This is a genomic window from Candidatus Neomicrothrix sp., assembly GCF_035329545.1.
GTDB lineage: Bacteria > Actinomycetota > Acidimicrobiia > Acidimicrobiales > Microtrichaceae > Microthrix > Microthrix subdominans.
The window spans coordinates 1-15,557 of sequence record NZ_DAOLGP010000055.1; the positions used below are offsets into that span (position 1 = coordinate 1).

Annotated in this window: 17 protein-coding genes; 6 read left to right on the forward strand and 11 right to left on the reverse strand. The window is 65.0% G+C overall.

Features of this window, described 5'->3' with window-relative positions:
• Both PKD89_RS18705 and PKD89_RS18710 read right to left on the reverse strand, forming a co-directional pair.
• A partial coding sequence (locus PKD89_RS18705; protein ID WP_324332787.1) for a diaminopropionate ammonia-lyase occupies positions 1-1,215 on the reverse strand: 1,215 nt, incomplete at its 3' end.
• A 13-nt stretch (positions 1,216-1,228) separates the two neighbouring features.
• On the reverse strand, positions 1,229-2,584 hold the full coding sequence (locus tag PKD89_RS18710; protein ID WP_289011523.1) for a sulfatase-like hydrolase/transferase: 1,356 nt from the start codon (positions 2,582-2,584) through the stop codon (positions 1,229-1,231).
• A 94-nt stretch (positions 2,585-2,678) separates the two neighbouring features.
• Between PKD89_RS18710 and PKD89_RS18715 the strand changes: the two genes are divergently transcribed.
• From PKD89_RS18715 to PKD89_RS18725, 3 genes are read left to right on the forward strand one after another with little or no spacing between them, the layout of a single operon-like run.
• Positions 2,679-2,921: a DUF2630 family protein gene (locus PKD89_RS18715; RefSeq protein ID WP_287392231.1), complete on the forward strand. Its 243-nt coding sequence runs from the start codon at positions 2,679-2,681 to the stop codon at positions 2,919-2,921.
• A 59-nt stretch (positions 2,922-2,980) separates the two neighbouring features.
• Complete coding sequence (gene trpD / locus PKD89_RS18720; RefSeq protein ID WP_287392229.1) at positions 2,981-4,036, forward strand: anthranilate phosphoribosyltransferase; 1,056 nt, start codon at positions 2,981-2,983, stop codon at positions 4,034-4,036.
• A 42-nt stretch (positions 4,037-4,078) separates the two neighbouring features.
• Positions 4,079-5,134 (forward strand): DUF2804 family protein, encoded by a 1,056-nt coding sequence (locus PKD89_RS18725; protein WP_289011524.1) that lies wholly within the window; start codon positions 4,079-4,081, stop codon positions 5,132-5,134.
• A 325-nt stretch (positions 5,135-5,459) separates the two neighbouring features.
• Here PKD89_RS18725 and PKD89_RS18730 read toward each other — a convergent pair whose 3' ends face one another.
• From PKD89_RS18730 to PKD89_RS18745, 4 genes are all read right to left on the reverse strand, one after another.
• Positions 5,460-5,780, reverse strand: coding sequence for a helix-turn-helix transcriptional regulator (locus tag PKD89_RS18730; RefSeq protein ID WP_287392224.1), 321 nt, complete (start codon positions 5,778-5,780; stop codon positions 5,460-5,462).
• Positions 5,781-5,792: 12 nt separating this feature from the next.
• Entirely contained in the window at positions 5,793-5,957 is a 165-nt protein-coding gene (locus PKD89_RS18735; RefSeq protein ID WP_289011525.1) for a hypothetical protein, read from the reverse strand.
• Positions 5,958-6,495: 538 nt separating this feature from the next.
• A complete protein-coding gene (locus PKD89_RS18740; RefSeq protein ID WP_324332791.1) occupies positions 6,496-7,551 on the reverse strand; it encodes a chloride channel protein in 1,056 nt (351 codons plus the stop codon).
• A gap of 590 nt (positions 7,552-8,141) precedes the next feature.
• On the reverse strand, positions 8,142-8,405 hold the full coding sequence (locus PKD89_RS18745; protein WP_324332793.1) for a hypothetical protein: 264 nt from the start codon (positions 8,403-8,405) through the stop codon (positions 8,142-8,144).
• Positions 8,406-8,593: 188 nt separating this feature from the next.
• On the opposite strand from PKD89_RS18745, the gene PKD89_RS18750 reads away from it, so the two are divergent.
• Positions 8,594-9,835 (forward strand): hypothetical protein, encoded by a 1,242-nt coding sequence (locus PKD89_RS18750; protein ID WP_287392211.1) that lies wholly within the window; start codon positions 8,594-8,596, stop codon positions 9,833-9,835.
• A gap of 307 nt (positions 9,836-10,142) precedes the next feature.
• Here the strand turns inward: PKD89_RS18750 and PKD89_RS18755 are convergent, their stop codons facing one another.
• Positions 10,143-10,958: a phospholipid scramblase-related protein gene (locus PKD89_RS18755; protein WP_324332795.1), complete on the reverse strand. Its 816-nt coding sequence runs from the start codon at positions 10,956-10,958 to the stop codon at positions 10,143-10,145.
• Positions 10,959-11,580: 622 nt separating this feature from the next.
• Complete coding sequence (locus tag PKD89_RS18760) at positions 11,581-11,985, reverse strand: PIN domain-containing protein (RefSeq protein ID WP_287392207.1); 405 nt, start codon at positions 11,983-11,985, stop codon at positions 11,581-11,583.
• A gap of 250 nt (positions 11,986-12,235) precedes the next feature.
• Here PKD89_RS18760 and PKD89_RS18765 point away from each other — a divergent pair, with 250 nt between their 5' ends.
• Complete coding sequence (locus PKD89_RS18765) at positions 12,236-13,192, forward strand: SDR family NAD(P)-dependent oxidoreductase (RefSeq protein WP_289011526.1); 957 nt, start codon at positions 12,236-12,238, stop codon at positions 13,190-13,192.
• Between the two features lie 9 nt (positions 13,193-13,201).
• Positions 13,202-14,416: a low temperature requirement protein A gene (locus PKD89_RS18770; RefSeq protein WP_289011527.1), complete on the forward strand. Its 1,215-nt coding sequence runs from the start codon at positions 13,202-13,204 to the stop codon at positions 14,414-14,416.
• A gap of 27 nt (positions 14,417-14,443) precedes the next feature.
• Here the strand turns inward: PKD89_RS18770 and PKD89_RS18775 are convergent, their stop codons facing one another.
• The 3 genes from PKD89_RS18775 to PKD89_RS18785 form a co-directional block, all read right to left on the reverse strand.
• Positions 14,444-14,743, reverse strand: coding sequence for a HigA family addiction module antitoxin (locus PKD89_RS18775; RefSeq protein WP_287392199.1), 300 nt, complete (start codon positions 14,741-14,743; stop codon positions 14,444-14,446).
• Between the two features lie 11 nt (positions 14,744-14,754).
• Positions 14,755-15,036 (reverse strand): type II toxin-antitoxin system RelE/ParE family toxin, encoded by a 282-nt coding sequence (locus PKD89_RS18780; RefSeq protein WP_287392198.1) that lies wholly within the window; start codon positions 15,034-15,036, stop codon positions 14,755-14,757.
• Positions 15,037-15,114: 78 nt separating this feature from the next.
• On the reverse strand, positions 15,115-15,557 hold a 443-nt coding region (locus PKD89_RS18785), incomplete at its 5' end, for a cytochrome P450 (protein ID WP_324332798.1).

Genomic DNA, 15,557 nt, shown 5'->3' on the forward strand with positions numbered 1-15,557 from the left:
CGGATTTCCAAGCTCTCGACGAATCGATCCGATGACTTTTGACACCTTCCGGCCGGTGGACGCGGGCGAATGTCGGTCGGATGGCCCGCCGGTCTGCTTGCCCCCGGTCTGCTTGCCCACTGGGGCGGCGACCCCACCGCTTTCCCGCAGCCCCGGGTCATCGGCCCCCTGCAGCAGCCGGGCCAGGCCCGCCACGCCGCTTTCGCCGCCGACGATCGGCGGGTCGCCGGATGCGGGACGGGCCAGGCGCACCATCGCCGCCGGCGACTCCGCCTCGCCCAGCGTGAGGAAGCCGTCGGCCACCCGGTCGAGCACCCGCCAGGCCAGCGGCGACGGCTCGTAGCACTCGAGCATCGCCATCACGGTCGGCTCGGCGCCGGGCACGGTGACGATGCTGCCCTCCTCGTTGGATGCGAACAGGCAGGCCGCCCGCTCGGGCTCGACGACGATCACGCGGGGACGGTCCGCCCCGAGCACTGCGGCGAGGTGCCCGGCGACGGCAGCAGCAAAGCCGCCGACCCCGGCCTGGACGAACACGTGGGTGGGCGGCGCCGCCATCTCGTCAAGCGACTCGCGCGCCAGAACTGTGTAGCCCTGGGCCACCATCGCCGGAATCTCCTCGTAGCCGGGCCACGAGGTATCGGACAGTACGGTCCAGCCTTCGGCGTCGGCCACCCGGGCCGCCTCGACGATCGAGTCGTCGTAGCTACCGTCCACTCGAATGATCGTTGCGCCGAAACGCGCGATCGCCGCCACCCGTTGGTCGCTGACGCCTGTGTGCATGAAGATCGCCGCCTCGGCGCCGACCAGCTCGGCGCCCTGGGCCACCGACCGTCCGTGGTTGCCGTCGGTGGCGCAGGCGAACGTCATCGTGGCGGCGACCGCACGGACCGCCTCGCTCTCGAGTTCCCCGACATCGACCTTTCGGCCCAGCCGACGCGAGGCCTCAGCCAGCACCAGGCGGACGACCACGTAGGAGCCGCCCAGCGCCTTGAAGCTGCCGAGCCCCAGCCGGTATCCCTCGTCCTTGACGTACACCGCCCCGACGCCCAGCTCGGCTGCGAGGCCGCTGAGCTCGTGCAGCGGCGTCGTCTCGTTGTGCTCGCGGTGGGCCAGGTAGGCCATCGCCAGGTCGGCCCCATCGGGCCCCAACGTGGCGACGTCCTCGGGTAGGAGTTTCTCGCCGTGCGCCGGCATCGTGTTGGGGCGGTACATGGCGTTGCTCCCTCTAGCTCGATCCGACGAGGATGCGTGGGCGGGTGCCCTCCAGGCGCTCGATCTCATCTTCGAGCTGGGTGGCCAGCGACCGTCGCAGCTCGGCGGTCGCAGCGGTGCCGGCCAGGTTGTGCCTCTGGGCCGGGTCGTCGACGTTGTCGTACACCACGTGCTCCTCGTACGCGTCGGCGGCCGAGTCCCGGTAGCGGGCGAGGCGTCCCAAGCCGGTTCCCGTCACCGCGTACGTGTAGCGCTCGGTGCGCAGCGCCCGCCCCACCTGCGACTCGCTGATCTGCACCAGCGCCGACGTGCGGGTGGCCCGCCCGTCGAGAAACTCCTGTAACGGGTGCCCGTCGCCGGGTACCGGCTCGCCGCCGGCGGCCGACACCAGGGTGGGTAACAGGTCGAGGCTGCTGACCATCGCATCGCTGCGTTGCCCGCTGCGGAAGCCGGGTCCACGCACCACCAGCGGCACCCGGATCGAGGCATCGTGGGGCGAGCGCTTGTACTCGGCGTTGCGGGTGCGAAAGTGGCTGCCGTGGTCGGAGGAGTAGACGACGATCGTGTCGTCCAGCTCGCCCAGCGCCTTGAGGGCGCCGGTGAGGCGACCCAGGTTGGCGTCGATCGACGCGCAGCAGGCCAGGTACTCCGAGTAGTTCCAGCGCCAGTCGCCGAGGGTGCCCTGAAGGTCGGCGGGCACGTCGTAGTCCCTAAACCGCTTGGCCCACCCCTTGGGTCCGATCGTGCGGCCCCGGTTGTTCTGATGATGCGGTTCGAGAAACGACACAAACATGAAGAACGGCCGCTCGTCGTCCGCCTGGTCCTCGAGGGCCTTGATGGCCAGGTCGGTGATGGCGTCAACCCGAAAGCCGGTCAGCTCCACCCGGTTGCCGTCGCCGTCGAAGAGGTGGCCCCGGTAGGGGAGCGAGGTCGCCTCCAGCGAGTCGGCTGCGAGCCACAGGTCCTTGTAGCCGCCCCGACGTTCGGGGGGCACCGGGCGGTTGCCAAACCGGGTGGCGCCAGTGCCCGGCTTGGGCAGGTAACCGCCGTCGGAGGCCAGGTGCCACTTACCCAGATAGCCGGTCCAGTAGCCGGCCGAGCCCAGCTCAGTCGCCAGCGTCGTCGCATCCTGGGGGAGCGACCTGCCGTTGCGCCAGCACCCGGTGGTGGTGGGCATCAGCCCGGTCTGCAACGCCGCCCGGGACGGTCCGCACAGCGGCTGCACGGTGAAGGAGTTGTCGAAGGCGACGCCGTCGGCCGCCAAGGCGTCCAGGTTGGGCGTCACGTCCAGGCGCTGTCCAAACACGCCGCAGGAGTCGGGTCGCTGCTGATCGGACAGCACCACCAGCACATTGGGTCGCTTCGCCATCGCCCGATCATGGCAGGGGACGCCCCGCCCGCGAAGTCGACCCGGTGCCTCGTTAAAATCGCTTCACCCACTTCGATCGATCAGGGGGATGGCCATGGCCGAGAACTCGCAGCTTGCAGCGATCAATGCGCTCACCGAGGAGGAGCAGAAGCTCCGCCACAAGGAGTCTGACGGCACCGCCTCCGACGCCGACCGTCGGCGGGTCGCCCAGATCGAGGTGGAGCTGGACCAGTGCTGGGACCTGCTCCGTCAGCGCCGCGCTCGGCGCGAGTTCGACCTGGACCCCGACTTCGCCAGCGAGCGTTCGGAAGCCACGGTCGAGGACTACGAAAGCTGATGATCACCAGCCACGAGCGCCTCAACCGGCCGCAACAGCGCTTCCCGTAGGATCGAGCTGTGAGCAACCTCTTCATTCACGGCGGCTGGCCGACCCTCCTGAGTCGGCTGGTTGACGGCTCCGACCTGACCACCGACGAGGGCCGCGATGCGATGGCGGTTGTGCTGGCCGGCGAGGCCACCGACGCCCAGCTGGCCGGCTTTCTGCTCGGCTTGCGGGGCAAGGGTGAGGCGGCGGCCGAGATGTCGGGCATGGTCGACGCGATGTTGGATGCCGCAGCGCCGCTCGAGCTGTCCCAGCACAACGTGATCGACATCGTCGGCACCGGCGGTTCGCCCCGCCGCCGCACCAGGGCGCTCAACGTGTCGACCGCCGCCAGCTTCGTGGCGGCGGGTGCGGGCGCCAAGGTGTGCAAGCACGGCAACCGCCGGGCCAGCTCGACCAGCGGATCGTCCGACGTGCTCGACGAGCTGGGCATCGCCGTCGAGCTCGACGGTCCCCAGGTGGCGGCATGCGTCTCCCAGGTGGGCATCGCTTTCGCCTTTGCACGGATGTTTCACCCGGCGATGCGCCACGCCGCCACCGTGAGGGCCGAGCTGGGCATCCCGACCGTGTTCAACATGTTGGGCCCGATCGCCCACCCGGCACGGCTGAAGCGGGCCGTGATCGGGGTGAGCGACCCGTCCCGGTTGGAGCTGCTCGCCGACGTGATGCGCCGCCGTGGCGTGGACCGGGTGTGGCTGGTGCACGGCCAGGATGGGCTGGACGAGCTGAGCACCTCGGCCCCGTCCCAGATCGTCGACGTCAGCGCCGACCGGGTCGAGCGGCGCACGCTGCATGCGTCCGAGGTCGGGATCACCGAGGTTTCAGGCGACGAGATCGGTGGGGGAGACCCGGTCGACAACGCCCGCATCATCACCGAGGTGTTGGCCGGCAAGCCGGGGCCCGACGCCGATCTGATCCTGTTGAACGCTGCCGCCGGGCTCGTGGTGTCCGGATTGCACGACGATTTGGGCGAGGCGTTGGAAGCGGCACGTACCTCGATCGCCTCGGGCGCCGCCGAGCGGACGCTGACCGACCTGCGGAAGGTGACCGCCGAACTCGTCGCTCCGTGAACGCTGTTGTCGAGCGGCTCTGGTTGATGATGGCGGTATGACGTGACGACCCCCCTTCCGCCTGCGCTGCTGCCCCCACCGGCTGCCCTGGTCATCGATGGCCGGCACCAGCTCGGTTCGTTCGATGGCCCCGTCCCTCAGCTCAACTTGGGCGACATCGTGCAGACGCCGGGGTGGCGAGGCCGCATGGCGAACTGGGGGCGAGACTTCCGAACGAAGGAGTGGGAGGCGTTCCAGCTCGGCAACGACGAGTGGTTCGTGCTGGGCGCGGTCTACAACGCCAAGGTCGTCGGGATCGTCATGGTGATCGCCGTGCACCAGGCGAGCGGACGCCGCCTGCGATGGATCAACAAGGTGCCAGCCCGGAGCGTTGAGGTGGCTCAGGGGCTGGAACGGTCGGTGTCCCGGGGCGGGAGCCGTCGCAGCGCGCTCACGATCACGAACGCGCTTGCCGATGGCAGGATTGACCTCGACGGTCACCACGCTGGGAGGAACAGCCTGCCCTCTATGTCGCTGACCGGCACCGGCCTGATCGACGAAGACACCCGCCATCTCGCCGTCTGCCATCCGTTCCCCTCAGACCGGATCCTGTGCACGAACAAGGTTCTGGTGCCGTTCACCGGCGTTTTGAGCATCGGCGAGGAGACCATCACGTTCGACGAGGATCGGTCGTTTCTGATCCTCGATGACCACCACGGGGAGTACCCGTCCCCGCAGATCTACGACTGGGTCACCGGTGCCCGCCATGAGGGCGGTTCCCTGCTCGGGTTCAACCTCACCCGCAACCAGGCGCTGAACCCCGAGGTGAACAACGAGAACGTGCTGTGGCGCGACGGCGGGCTCCACCGACTGCCAGCAGTCACCTTCGACCGGCCCGATGGCGTTGAGGGTCCCTGGCACATCTCTGATCGCGACGGTCTGGTGGAGGTGACCTTCACCCCGGAGGTTCCCAGTACCCTGCACGTCGGCCCGCGCCACTCGCTGGCCGAATACCACGCACCCTACGGGCGGTTCCAGGGACAGATCACCGCCGCCGGGCGCACCACCAGCCTCGACGGGATCTTCGGAATGGGCGAGAAGAAGAAGATCCGACTCTGACGTTCCTCTCGCTCGATCGTGATCAAGCTGATGCCGTGGGCAGCAAGCCGCTGAGCAATTGGGGGAGACTGCCGTAAGAGCGGTGCCGAGCGCACCGGCGAGCGCGCCGTCCCCGAGCCCCGAGCTAAGAGCCCGCCGGTCGGCGACGCTGACCGCCAGCTGAGCGCCTTCGGGACCGCCTCGCACCCGGTCAAACCCGGATGCGACGAGACCCCGCCGAAGCGGGGCCTCTTGCGTACCGATTTGGTGGCGGGAACAGGACTTGAGCTGCGACCTTCGGGTTATGAGCCCGATAGCTACAGAGACAAGGCTGCGCCCCAGCCGTTCAGGCAACCCGTACGGCGTCGATCATCTGATCCGGGATCTCGGCGGGGAAGGACAGCACCAAGTGCCGATCGAGGGCAGTCGCAACGCGAGCGAGAGTGTCGATCCGATTTTTTGCACCGCCGCCCTCTTCAAGCCGGGAGATAACCGACTGGGTCGTGCCCATCCGATCAGCCAACTCACGCTGGCTCAACCCAGCCTCGGTACGCAGGTCGTACATGAGTTGGCCAAGGTCAAGGTCCTGCTCGACCTCCGCACGCACCTCAGCTGAGGGCTTGCCCTTTGCATTCTTGATGTCTTCCCATCGGGAGTTGTTCGCCATCGTGGTCTCCTTCTACGGATTCTTCTCAGCGCAGTTCCGAGCGGCCTTGCGGGCCCGGTCAACCTCGGCCCGTTCGTTGTTGAGACGGTCGATCACCACCGATGTCCGGTGCCAGTCGGACTGGTTGAGGCCATCGAGCCACTCGATTACTTCGTCATGTGCCTCTACCTCAGCCACGAGAAACACCATCGCACATTTGCGATGATCGCACAAGCGCTATGTTTCGACCCTGCAGCCCCGGCTTGGCCTACCTGCTACCCCAATTCACCATGCAGGGGGAGAGTCCAGCGCCCAGTGACTACGACTCTTCCAACGTGACGAGAACGAAACAGGCCCAGAATCCCTTGGGATTCTAGGCCGTTGCTTGCCGACTTGCGCCTGCGGAGCGGTGGTGTTCGGCCTGGGTGATTCGCCCAACGTCGGGAGACATCGGCGCCCGCATGCTTCTTGCCCGCTCTCCGGACGAGGTGACCGTAGTCCAGCGTGCCGGCCACCGCGACGACATCGACACCATCGAGGACCTGCACCGATGGAGCTGAACCGCACTGCCTAGGCTGCCAGCGCCCGTTCTCGCCCAAGGGCAGGGCATGAACCACCCATCAAAACCAACTTCGAGCCCGGCTCGGCGAGTACATCGAGCACTGCAACAAGTATCGACCCCACCGTGGGAGGTGGCGGGATCCGCACCCAAGTCTGGCGTCGCAACTCACCCCCGCTATGCAGCGGTCGGCTTCGGCTTCGACTTCTCCAGGATCGGTGCGATCGCCTGGCTGCAGACCAACGCCACGATCGCCGCAGCGAACACCACGGTGCTCTCGGTGGCTGGGATGCCTGCAATCAGCACGGTGAGGGTGGCGATGCTCAGCGGCACCGGAATCACCGCCGATGGAACGGCCGCCATCATCGCGGCCACTGCGAGCCCTAGGGGGATACCCGGGATCGCCAGGTGGGCGACCGAACCGAGACTGCCCCCGACGAACAGCAACGGGAAAATCGGTCCTCCGACGAAGCCGAACGACAACGCGCCCGTCGTCGCCAGAATCTTCACGAGCGCGCTCACCAGGATGAGACCGATGCCAAGTTCGGCCGGGTGGCTGGTGACATCGACGAGGCCTTCGGTGCCAAGAAACAACGTGAGCGGGAGCGCCATCCCGACAAGGCCGAGGATCAGCCCGACGCCGGTGCAACGCAACACCGGCCGCCCCGCGAGGGGTGCTGCCAGCTTCTGCGTCCCCACGGTCGACAGTTTGAAGACCGTGCCGATGATCGCTCCGAAGACCCCGAAACCCACTGCGATGGCGAGTTCGGGAAGCCCAAACTCGAACGTAGGGAGATCCAGCGACCGGATCAGATTCGCCCAGCCGGCGTTGACGGCGAAGAAGATCGCGAATCCCACGATCGCGGCAGTGGCATCGGCCGCAAGGCGCGCCCATCGCATCACGTTGCGTCCCACACCCAACTCGATGCTCAACAAGAGCGCCGTGAACGGGGCGGTGAACAGCCCACCCCATGCACCGGAAATCGCCGCACTCATCACAAGATCCGAGTCTGCTCGCCGCACGAGCCGTCGCGAGACGGCAAACGCGGCGATACCCGCAGCGGCCATGCCGGTTGGAACCTCCGGTCCGAGGCTGAACCCAGCGATGAGCGACACCACGGCGATCGCTACACCGCCCGGGATCGCGTCGCTTTGGATCCGACCCGTCGCAAGAGCAACGAAGACGTTGTCCTCCTGCGCGCTGGGCACCAATGTGTGGATGATCCCGACCACAAGTCCGCCGAGTGTCAGGGCGATCACGATCTTGATCGATCCGGAGAACGCACTCGGATCGAGTGGGTCCGGCCACAACACGCTTTGGCCGGCCGAGACGACCGCCACAAACGCCAGCGCCACCACCGCACCTGCAGCACCCATCATCGCCGCTATAGCCAACGCCCGTGGCAGCGAAACCGGCTCGGCCGCCGGTTGAGATCCTGTGGACATCAGGTTCGGATTCTTACAGCGAACCGGCGTTGCGTGTGCGATGTTGTGAATTGGCGTTCCCCAGGGGGCAGTCCGTCCTACTTGCCGAACTCTTGAACCCCTCCATGACGTCGGTGACGGCTGTCTGCTGGTGAGGGCGCAACGTCAACGGGGGCAAAAACGAAGCTGAGACGGGCTCGACAGCGTGAACTGGTCCCAGTCGATCGCCGAACGTTCGAAATGTCGGGCCAATCCATCCACGATCACACGGCCTAGAAACGCTCCGTCCATATCGGGTCAGTCTGGAATCCTGCGACCTTCGGGTGGATGAGCCCGACGAGCAACCGAGATCGTCCGTCAAACTCATCCACACGAAGCCAGCATCGCCGAGCAGCCAATTAGACGCTCGATGCACGGTCGACGTCGAGTAGATGAGCGTTCGAGGCCACCGAGCCGCGCATTGGCTGCACGTGGACGATACCTTCACCGGTGATATCGACCACGATGGCAACAGCCGTCGCAGCGCCAGAGCCGACCACGATGTGGTGGCCCGCCACAATGAGCGACGGATCTGGCGCCTCATCGAGAAAGGCCCAGGGCAGCCCCGTCTCATCCATGGTGTTCAGGTCGACGCTGAGGTCTACTTGGATAGCTGTTGTCACGTTGCTCACCTCCGGTTCAGCCCACCACATGGTACGGGTTACGACGTGCGTGGTGGTCCGCGCCGAACTCGTCACTCCGTAACTGCCCGCTCGAGTCCATTGCTCAGCGACCTATCCATTCGACCTGATCCGGAATCCTGTCTTCGCCGCCCTCGCTTCTCGTACCTTCCGGTCCCTATTGTCGGCGGATGCCAACGCAGGAACTCGAAGTTGTTGAAGTCTCCATCGATGACCTTGTCGCAACGACGTCGGGTGAGGACGTGGAGGCACTTGCAGGGCCTCTACTTCGACTCGAACCCCTAGCTAGCTACAAGCCGCTGGAGTCCGTCGCTCCTGTCCTGTCAGCAACAATGTTCCCTGCTCTAAAGGCAGTCGCAGAGGCCTCACCCGCCGCCGCTGCGCTGTTTCGAAAGTCGGCGGAACTTGGGGTAGGGCTGTCGGTAGTTTTCCCACCGACGGTGATGAAGGGCCTTTCGAATGGCTCGCTAAAGCTCATGGAGACGGCAACAGGCGACGCCGCAATAGCGGTGAGCAGCACAACAGGCCAGATAGTCAAGCACGGCAGGGTGGTATCGGATTCGGCTGCCGCTGTGGGAGGGGGCGCAGGTGCCGTAGCCGGAGGGGTCGCCGGTGCCGCAGCGAGCGGAACCACTTTGGTGGCGATGGCTCCGATACTCATCCCCGTAGCGATCGCTGCTGCGGCGGCGGTCGCACAGCAAGCGCGACTCGAGAGAGCGCTTGCGTCAATTCAAGCCGCCGTCGACCGGATCGAAGCGCGCCTCGAGGACACTGACCACGGCATCTGTGACGCCGCAGAGGCCTTCCTCGTCACCACCGGCCATGCCGTCCAGTACGGTCCGCTGCCTCCGTACCTTCGGTTGGAGCTCGCCGCGCAGCGGGCGCGGATCGAAGCGCTTTACGCGTCTCGCCGTAGGTGGGTCCGGCGCTTCAAAGAGCAACTTGAGCGGGAACAGATCGAGTACGAGAAGAAGCACGGAGAGAGTCAGCCTTGGGCTGACGAAGTCGAAAGGTTGGCCCGCGAAGGCAAGCTCGAAGAAGAGCTTGTGCTCTTCGTTCGGGCCCTTCTATCCCAAACGAAGTTTGATGCTCTTGCTGCGATATGCCTAGCGGAAGAGGGCAGCTCTGAAGTCGCAATGCGGATGCTGGACAGTAGCGCGAAGGAACTCCGCTCGGAGTTCTTCGATCTCCACAATCGACTGAAACCGTTGGCGATCCATGAACCCGTAAAGAGCTTTCGGGACAAAGTTCCACTTATGGGAAACCGAACTGAACATGCACACTCGGTAATCAAGGCCCTTGTCGAACAGCTTGATCAACATGTATTGCCAAACATTCCCAACCCGTGGGTGGACACGCCCCTCGAGGTCAGCCTGTCACCAGATCAGGTTGTCGCATTGAGTCGTCCCTAGACGTTTTGGTCGCCCAAGACCTCGGAACTGAGCGCGAGTTGATGCACGAGGAAGTCGTCGAGGTGGGGAACCAGAACGGGCGAGATCCCAACGAGCTCCGGGCCTTCTCGTCAGCGGCGGGGGCAATCTTCGAACCTATGACCTTCGGGTTATGAGCCCGACGAGGGAGCCGTCGTCACCGGCGCCCACCAAAAGACAGCACCATCCTTGTCGCGAAGGACCCGAACAACTAGGGCACTCGAAATGGGTGCGGCCCCCGTACCGTGGTCACTGCTCGCCTCGCTCGGCACCCACGAGCAGGAGAGCTCTATTTCTGCCTGAACGCTGTGTCGAGAGCAACGGCGCCGGCGATCACGAGGGAGCGCAGGGGTTCCTCGAGCGGCCGACGGAATTGCAGTACGTAATTGTCGGCCTTGGTGAACATCTCCTTCGTCATGCCCGCCCAGGACCGTGTAATCTGCGCGACCTGGTTGCCGGCTGGGTCTTCGATGACACATTCCCAGCCCTCCTGGCCGTCCGAGATCATCGAACCCACCGGGTGGCCGTGGGACTCAAGGGTGAATTTCGTGCCGAAGCTCCAGAATCCAGCGAAGTCGAGCGTCTTTTGAGCGATCTCGCCGATGGCCTCGCCGTCTTCACTGAACACGGACATCTTTGACCTGAGAACCTTCGCCGGACGGTTCAGACGAAGGAGCACCTTGCCGTGCGTGTCGACGACCTCGAAGTTGTGCGATTGCCGGTTACGAGAGGGTCCTGATGTCCTGCTCATGAACGTCCGTCCAACCTCGCGAACAGCGCCGACTACCGTGCCGCCTTGGCTGTAGATGGTGTACTCAGCGTTGACCTCGAGGAGCTTGGCGTTTTGGTTGAAGACCAGCACCGGCTCCGTGAACAACGTGCCGCCCCCAGGTTGCGCACTTGCCGAGACGCCCAATTTGCGTAGTTGCTTCGTAACCTTTCGGCCATGCTTACCCGCCGCCCGGGGTTGTGGTTGGACCGGAGGGTCGATCGCCTGCCGCCCACTGGTTGACACGTGCTCCGACCACTGACCGCCATTCCAGTATCGAAGTTCGTGGCGCCCCAATGGGTCGGGGTGCCAGCCGGCAGGAGACTGCTCTGTCATGTTCAGACGCTACATGGCGAGCGGGGTTGCCGGTCTCGCAACCTTTGGGCATGCGGCGACCTCTCCTCGGGCCACGGAGGTGGGGCGCAGGACAGCCAGGGCGTCACGGAACCGGCACGGGTGTGGCAGAAGCTCCTCCATGCAAGCCGGGGCATCCGGGGCTATGGGAGCATCGCTAGGTCTGTCGTTAGAGGTCCACCCAACGACAGCACATCGATCTATCTAAAGGCCGGAAGTTTCTGCGCCCCCAGGATGGCTTGAAACAGGTTTGACATATGGTGAATCGGCCAGCTAGGCACCGAATGCTTATGAAGATAGAGATAGTCTTGAACCGTTTAGATTCCACGCTTTCAGCCGATGTCGTTGGTAATACTGGCAGAATTTGAATTTGCGACCTTCGGTTTATGGGCCCGACGAGGTACAGAGACAAGGCGGCGCCCCACGTGATCAGGCAACCTGAATAGCGTCGGTCATCTGATCCGGGATCTCACGGGGAACGACAGCATCAAGGGCCGATCGAGCGCAGTCGCAACGCGAGCGAGAGTGTCGATCCGATTCTTTGCGGCCCTTCAAGCCTGTCTCCTCCAGAGGGGCTACCCCGCAGCGTGGGGTTGGCCTGGCGTTACCCGCCCGCACTGGCGGGAGAGAGCGTCTCGACTTCGACCTCGTCCATGGCAGGCCACTTTGCGTCGCAGGTGATCACGGGCAGCCTGCGTTCCGCTCTAAAGGCAGCCACGACGGCATCGACCATGGGAAAGTTCTTGTTGCCGTGGTCGGCCTGGAGTTGGCGCGCCCGATCGGCCACGGCGTTGTCGAGCGGCTCCGTGACGAACCCGAGTCGCCGCAGTTCGGCATCGGCATTCTCGAACTGACTCGACCGCGTGGCATGGATCAGAGCCTCTGCGCGTGTGATCCCCAGGATGAGGAGCTTGCCGTCGCGCGGGCACCTCTTGAGCGCCGCTTCATGAGACAGGTGATGGGGATTGAGCACGGCGATCGCAACGTTTGCGTCGACGACGATGGTCATCGCTCGCCGGCCTGCGCGCGCTCCCCATCGAGAGATTGCGTGGGCCAGTCGATATCGAGGCGCCTGATCCGATCACTGGCTGCTGTCACCCGCACCGCAAGGGTCTCGCCCTCGCGCTCAGCCGCGACCCGTTGGATCGCCTCCTGGGTCAGCTGAGACAGGTTGAGCTCAAAATCTGTCGAGGACTCCAACGCAGCCTTCGGTCCAGAAATACCGCACGGCGGGCGAGCGCAGCGGCCACAATCGGATGATGGACATCGATCGCAGCGCCTTTGGGCCCGACACGACCACCGACGAGGTGGTCGACGGGCTCGACCTCTCCGACCTGTCGGTGCTGATCACCGGCGCGTCGGGAGGGCTCGGCGCAGAGACCGCACGTGCGCTGGCATCCAAGGGTGCGAGCGTGGTGATCACCGCACGCGATCTCACCAAGGCCTCCGCCGCCGTCGATGCCATCAAGGCGTCGACCGGCAACGACGACATCGAGATTGAACAGTTGGAGCTCGGGTCGTTGGCCAGCATCAGGGGGTTTGGAGAGCGGTGGGTGGACGGCCACGAAACACTGGACATTCTGATCAACAACGCTGGTGTGATGGCCTGCCCGCAGGGCACGACCGACGACGGGTTCGAGCGGCAGTTCGGCACCAACCACCTTGGCCATTTTCTGCTCACGGGCCTGGTCGCCCCAACCCTGGTTGCCAACGGATCGGGCCGGATCGTGAACCTCAGCTCCCGTGGTCATCAACGCGACGACGTGCACCTTGATGATGTGAACTTCGAGCATCGTGACTACGACAAGTGGGCGGCCTACGGGCAGGCCAAGACCGCCAACGTGCTGCACGCGGTCGAACTGGACCGGCGGCTGCGGGACCGCAATGTCCGAGCGTTTGCGGTGCATCCGGGAACGATCATGACCGACCTGTCACGGCACATGCAGCAACAGGACTTCGAAGCCCTGCAATCGCGCCGGCCGGCCGGATCGATGGGGCTGAAGTCGGTCGCAGCCGGCGCCGCAACGACGGTGTACGCCGCAACCGCACCTGAGCTGGACGGCATGGGCGGCATCTACCTCGAGGACTGCGGCATCGCGCCCATCGACGACGACTCGCAGGTGTCCGGCGTTCGCTCCTATGCCGTCGACCCGGAACGGGCACGCCAGCTGTGGACCCTGAGCGAAGGGTTGACCGGCCAGACATTCGACCTCTGATCGGGTCGCATGAGCGAACCACCCACTACACGGCCACGCGGTGATTCGAGGTGGTTTCGACCGCCGCGCCGACACGGCGAGGTGCTCGCCCACCGCACGGTGAGCTACCTCGAGCTCTTCTACGACCTGGTCTTCGTCGTGCTGATCGCACAGATCTCTCGCTCGCTTGCGGGCGACGTCACCTGGGTCGGCGTCCGCGACTTCCTCATCGTGTTTGCCCTGATCTGGATTGCGTGGGTCAACGGCACCCTCTACCACGACCTGCACGGCAGGGAGGATGGCCGGAGCCGCACCTACATCTTCGCTCAGGTGTCGCTGCTCGTTCTGCTGTCGGTGTTCACCGTCCAGGCAGCGGAAGATCCAAGCGACGGCCGCGGCTTCGCCATCGTCTTCACGCTGCTGGTGATGCTGATCGCCTGGCAATGGTTCGAGGTGCGCCGATTCGATACCCCGGAGTGGCGCCCCGTTGCCGGCCGCTACGTGCAGGGCATCGTGATCATCGCCGTCATCGTTGCCATCAGCGCAGCACTCGACAACCAGGACGTCCGGTTGGCGCTGTGGGGCATAGCCGTCGGACTGTCGCTCGCAGGCAACTTGGTCATGACCCTGCGCCCACGCAGCGATCAGATGGTCCAGGCCACACGGGTCACCGAGTCGCTCGCCGAGCGGTTCGGCCTGTTTACGATCATCGTGCTTGGCGAGGTGGTCGTTGGCGTCGCCAACGGGCTCGCCGCCTCCGAGCACGATTTTCGGACGATTGCGACCGGGCTGATCGCACTGTCCATCGGTTTCGGGTTCTGGTGGAACTACTTCGACTTCGTCGGCGGGCGGGTGCCCGGGGTTGGACGGGCGCGGGTCGCGTGGATGTATGGACACCTGCTGCTTGCGATCGGCATCTCCGCAACGGGGGCAGGCATGATCGGGCTCGTCGAACACGCCGGCGACGGCCGAACCCCAACAGCGACCGCCTGGCTCATCTCGGCGTCGACAGCGACGGTGGCGCTCTCCATCGCAGTGCTGACGAAAACCATCGACGCGCACCCTGGCCGCCGGCTGGTGCCGCTGACGCTTGCCGTCGCCGCGGGCGCGTCGCTCATCGCAGGCGCCGCCCGACCTGCGCCGTGGCTGCTCGCCCTGATCCTGTCGGGCCTGCTCTTCGCCGTGTGGCTCGAAGCGTTCGCCCGACACGTTCGAGGCGGCACCATGATCTCGGACCACCGGTAGTCAGCCCTGCTGGAGGTGGAGAGGGCTCTATGCGATGGCGAGCGGTTCGATCTGCTCGAGGGTTTCCGCAAGTCGGTCCCGTTCGACCTCGAGTTCGTAACGGCTCTGGAGGTTCAGCCAGAACCGTTCGCTGGTGCGAAAGTACCGGGCGAGGCGCAGGGCCGTGTCAGCGGTGATGCCACGCTTGGCGTGAACGATCTCGTTGATCCGGCGCGGTGGCACTCCAATCGCGACTGCGACGTGGTGCTGGGTGATCCCAAGCGGCTTGAGATACTCGAACATCAGGACTTCGCCTGGGTGGATCGGCTCAAGAGCGGATGTGGTCATGTCGTGTCCTTTCAGTGGTAGTCCACGATCTCGACGTCTTCGGGTCCGGCGGTAGTCCATCGGAAGCAGATACGCCACTGGTCATTGATGCGGATGCTGTATGTGGTTGCTCGGTCGCCCTTGAGCTTCTCAAGGCGGTTGCCCGGCGGTACCCGGAGATCCCCGATCTCATCTGCGGCGTCCAGGATGAGCAGCCTGCGCAGGGCAGCTCGTTGGGTGGCTTGGTCGAGACGCTTCGATCGTTGTCGTTGCCACACCCGTTCGGTGTCCTTGTTGCGGAACGATTGCAACACAAGGACGACCATAACGCTCCTCGTTATGGTCGGCAAGCGTTATGGACGAGTCCGAAATGATGGCCGCCGCTGCGGAGCTCAGCGGCGGGTGACCTTCACCGGCAGGTTGGTGTAGCCGTGGACAAAGGCCGAAAAGGTCCGCTCCGGCTCAGCCTGAACCTCGATGCGCTCAAATCGCTGGAGCACCTCCTCCCACAGCACACGAAGCTGCATCTCGGCGAGCCGGCTGCCCATGCAGAAGTGGATGCCGTAGCCGAATGAAAGGTGCCGATCCGCATTGTGTCGCTCGAGATCGATCGCATCCGCATTGTCGAACACGGTCTCGTCGCGGTTCGCCGACAGGTACCACATCAGGATCTGGTCGTTCTTGCGGATCTGCTTGCCGCCGATCTCGCAGTCGTTGTTGGCGGTGCGACGCATGTAGGACAACGGGGTCTGCCAGCGAATAATCTCGGGCACCAGGTTGGAGATGAGGCCCGGATCGGCGATCAGCTTGTCGTACTGATCGGGGTACTTGGTGA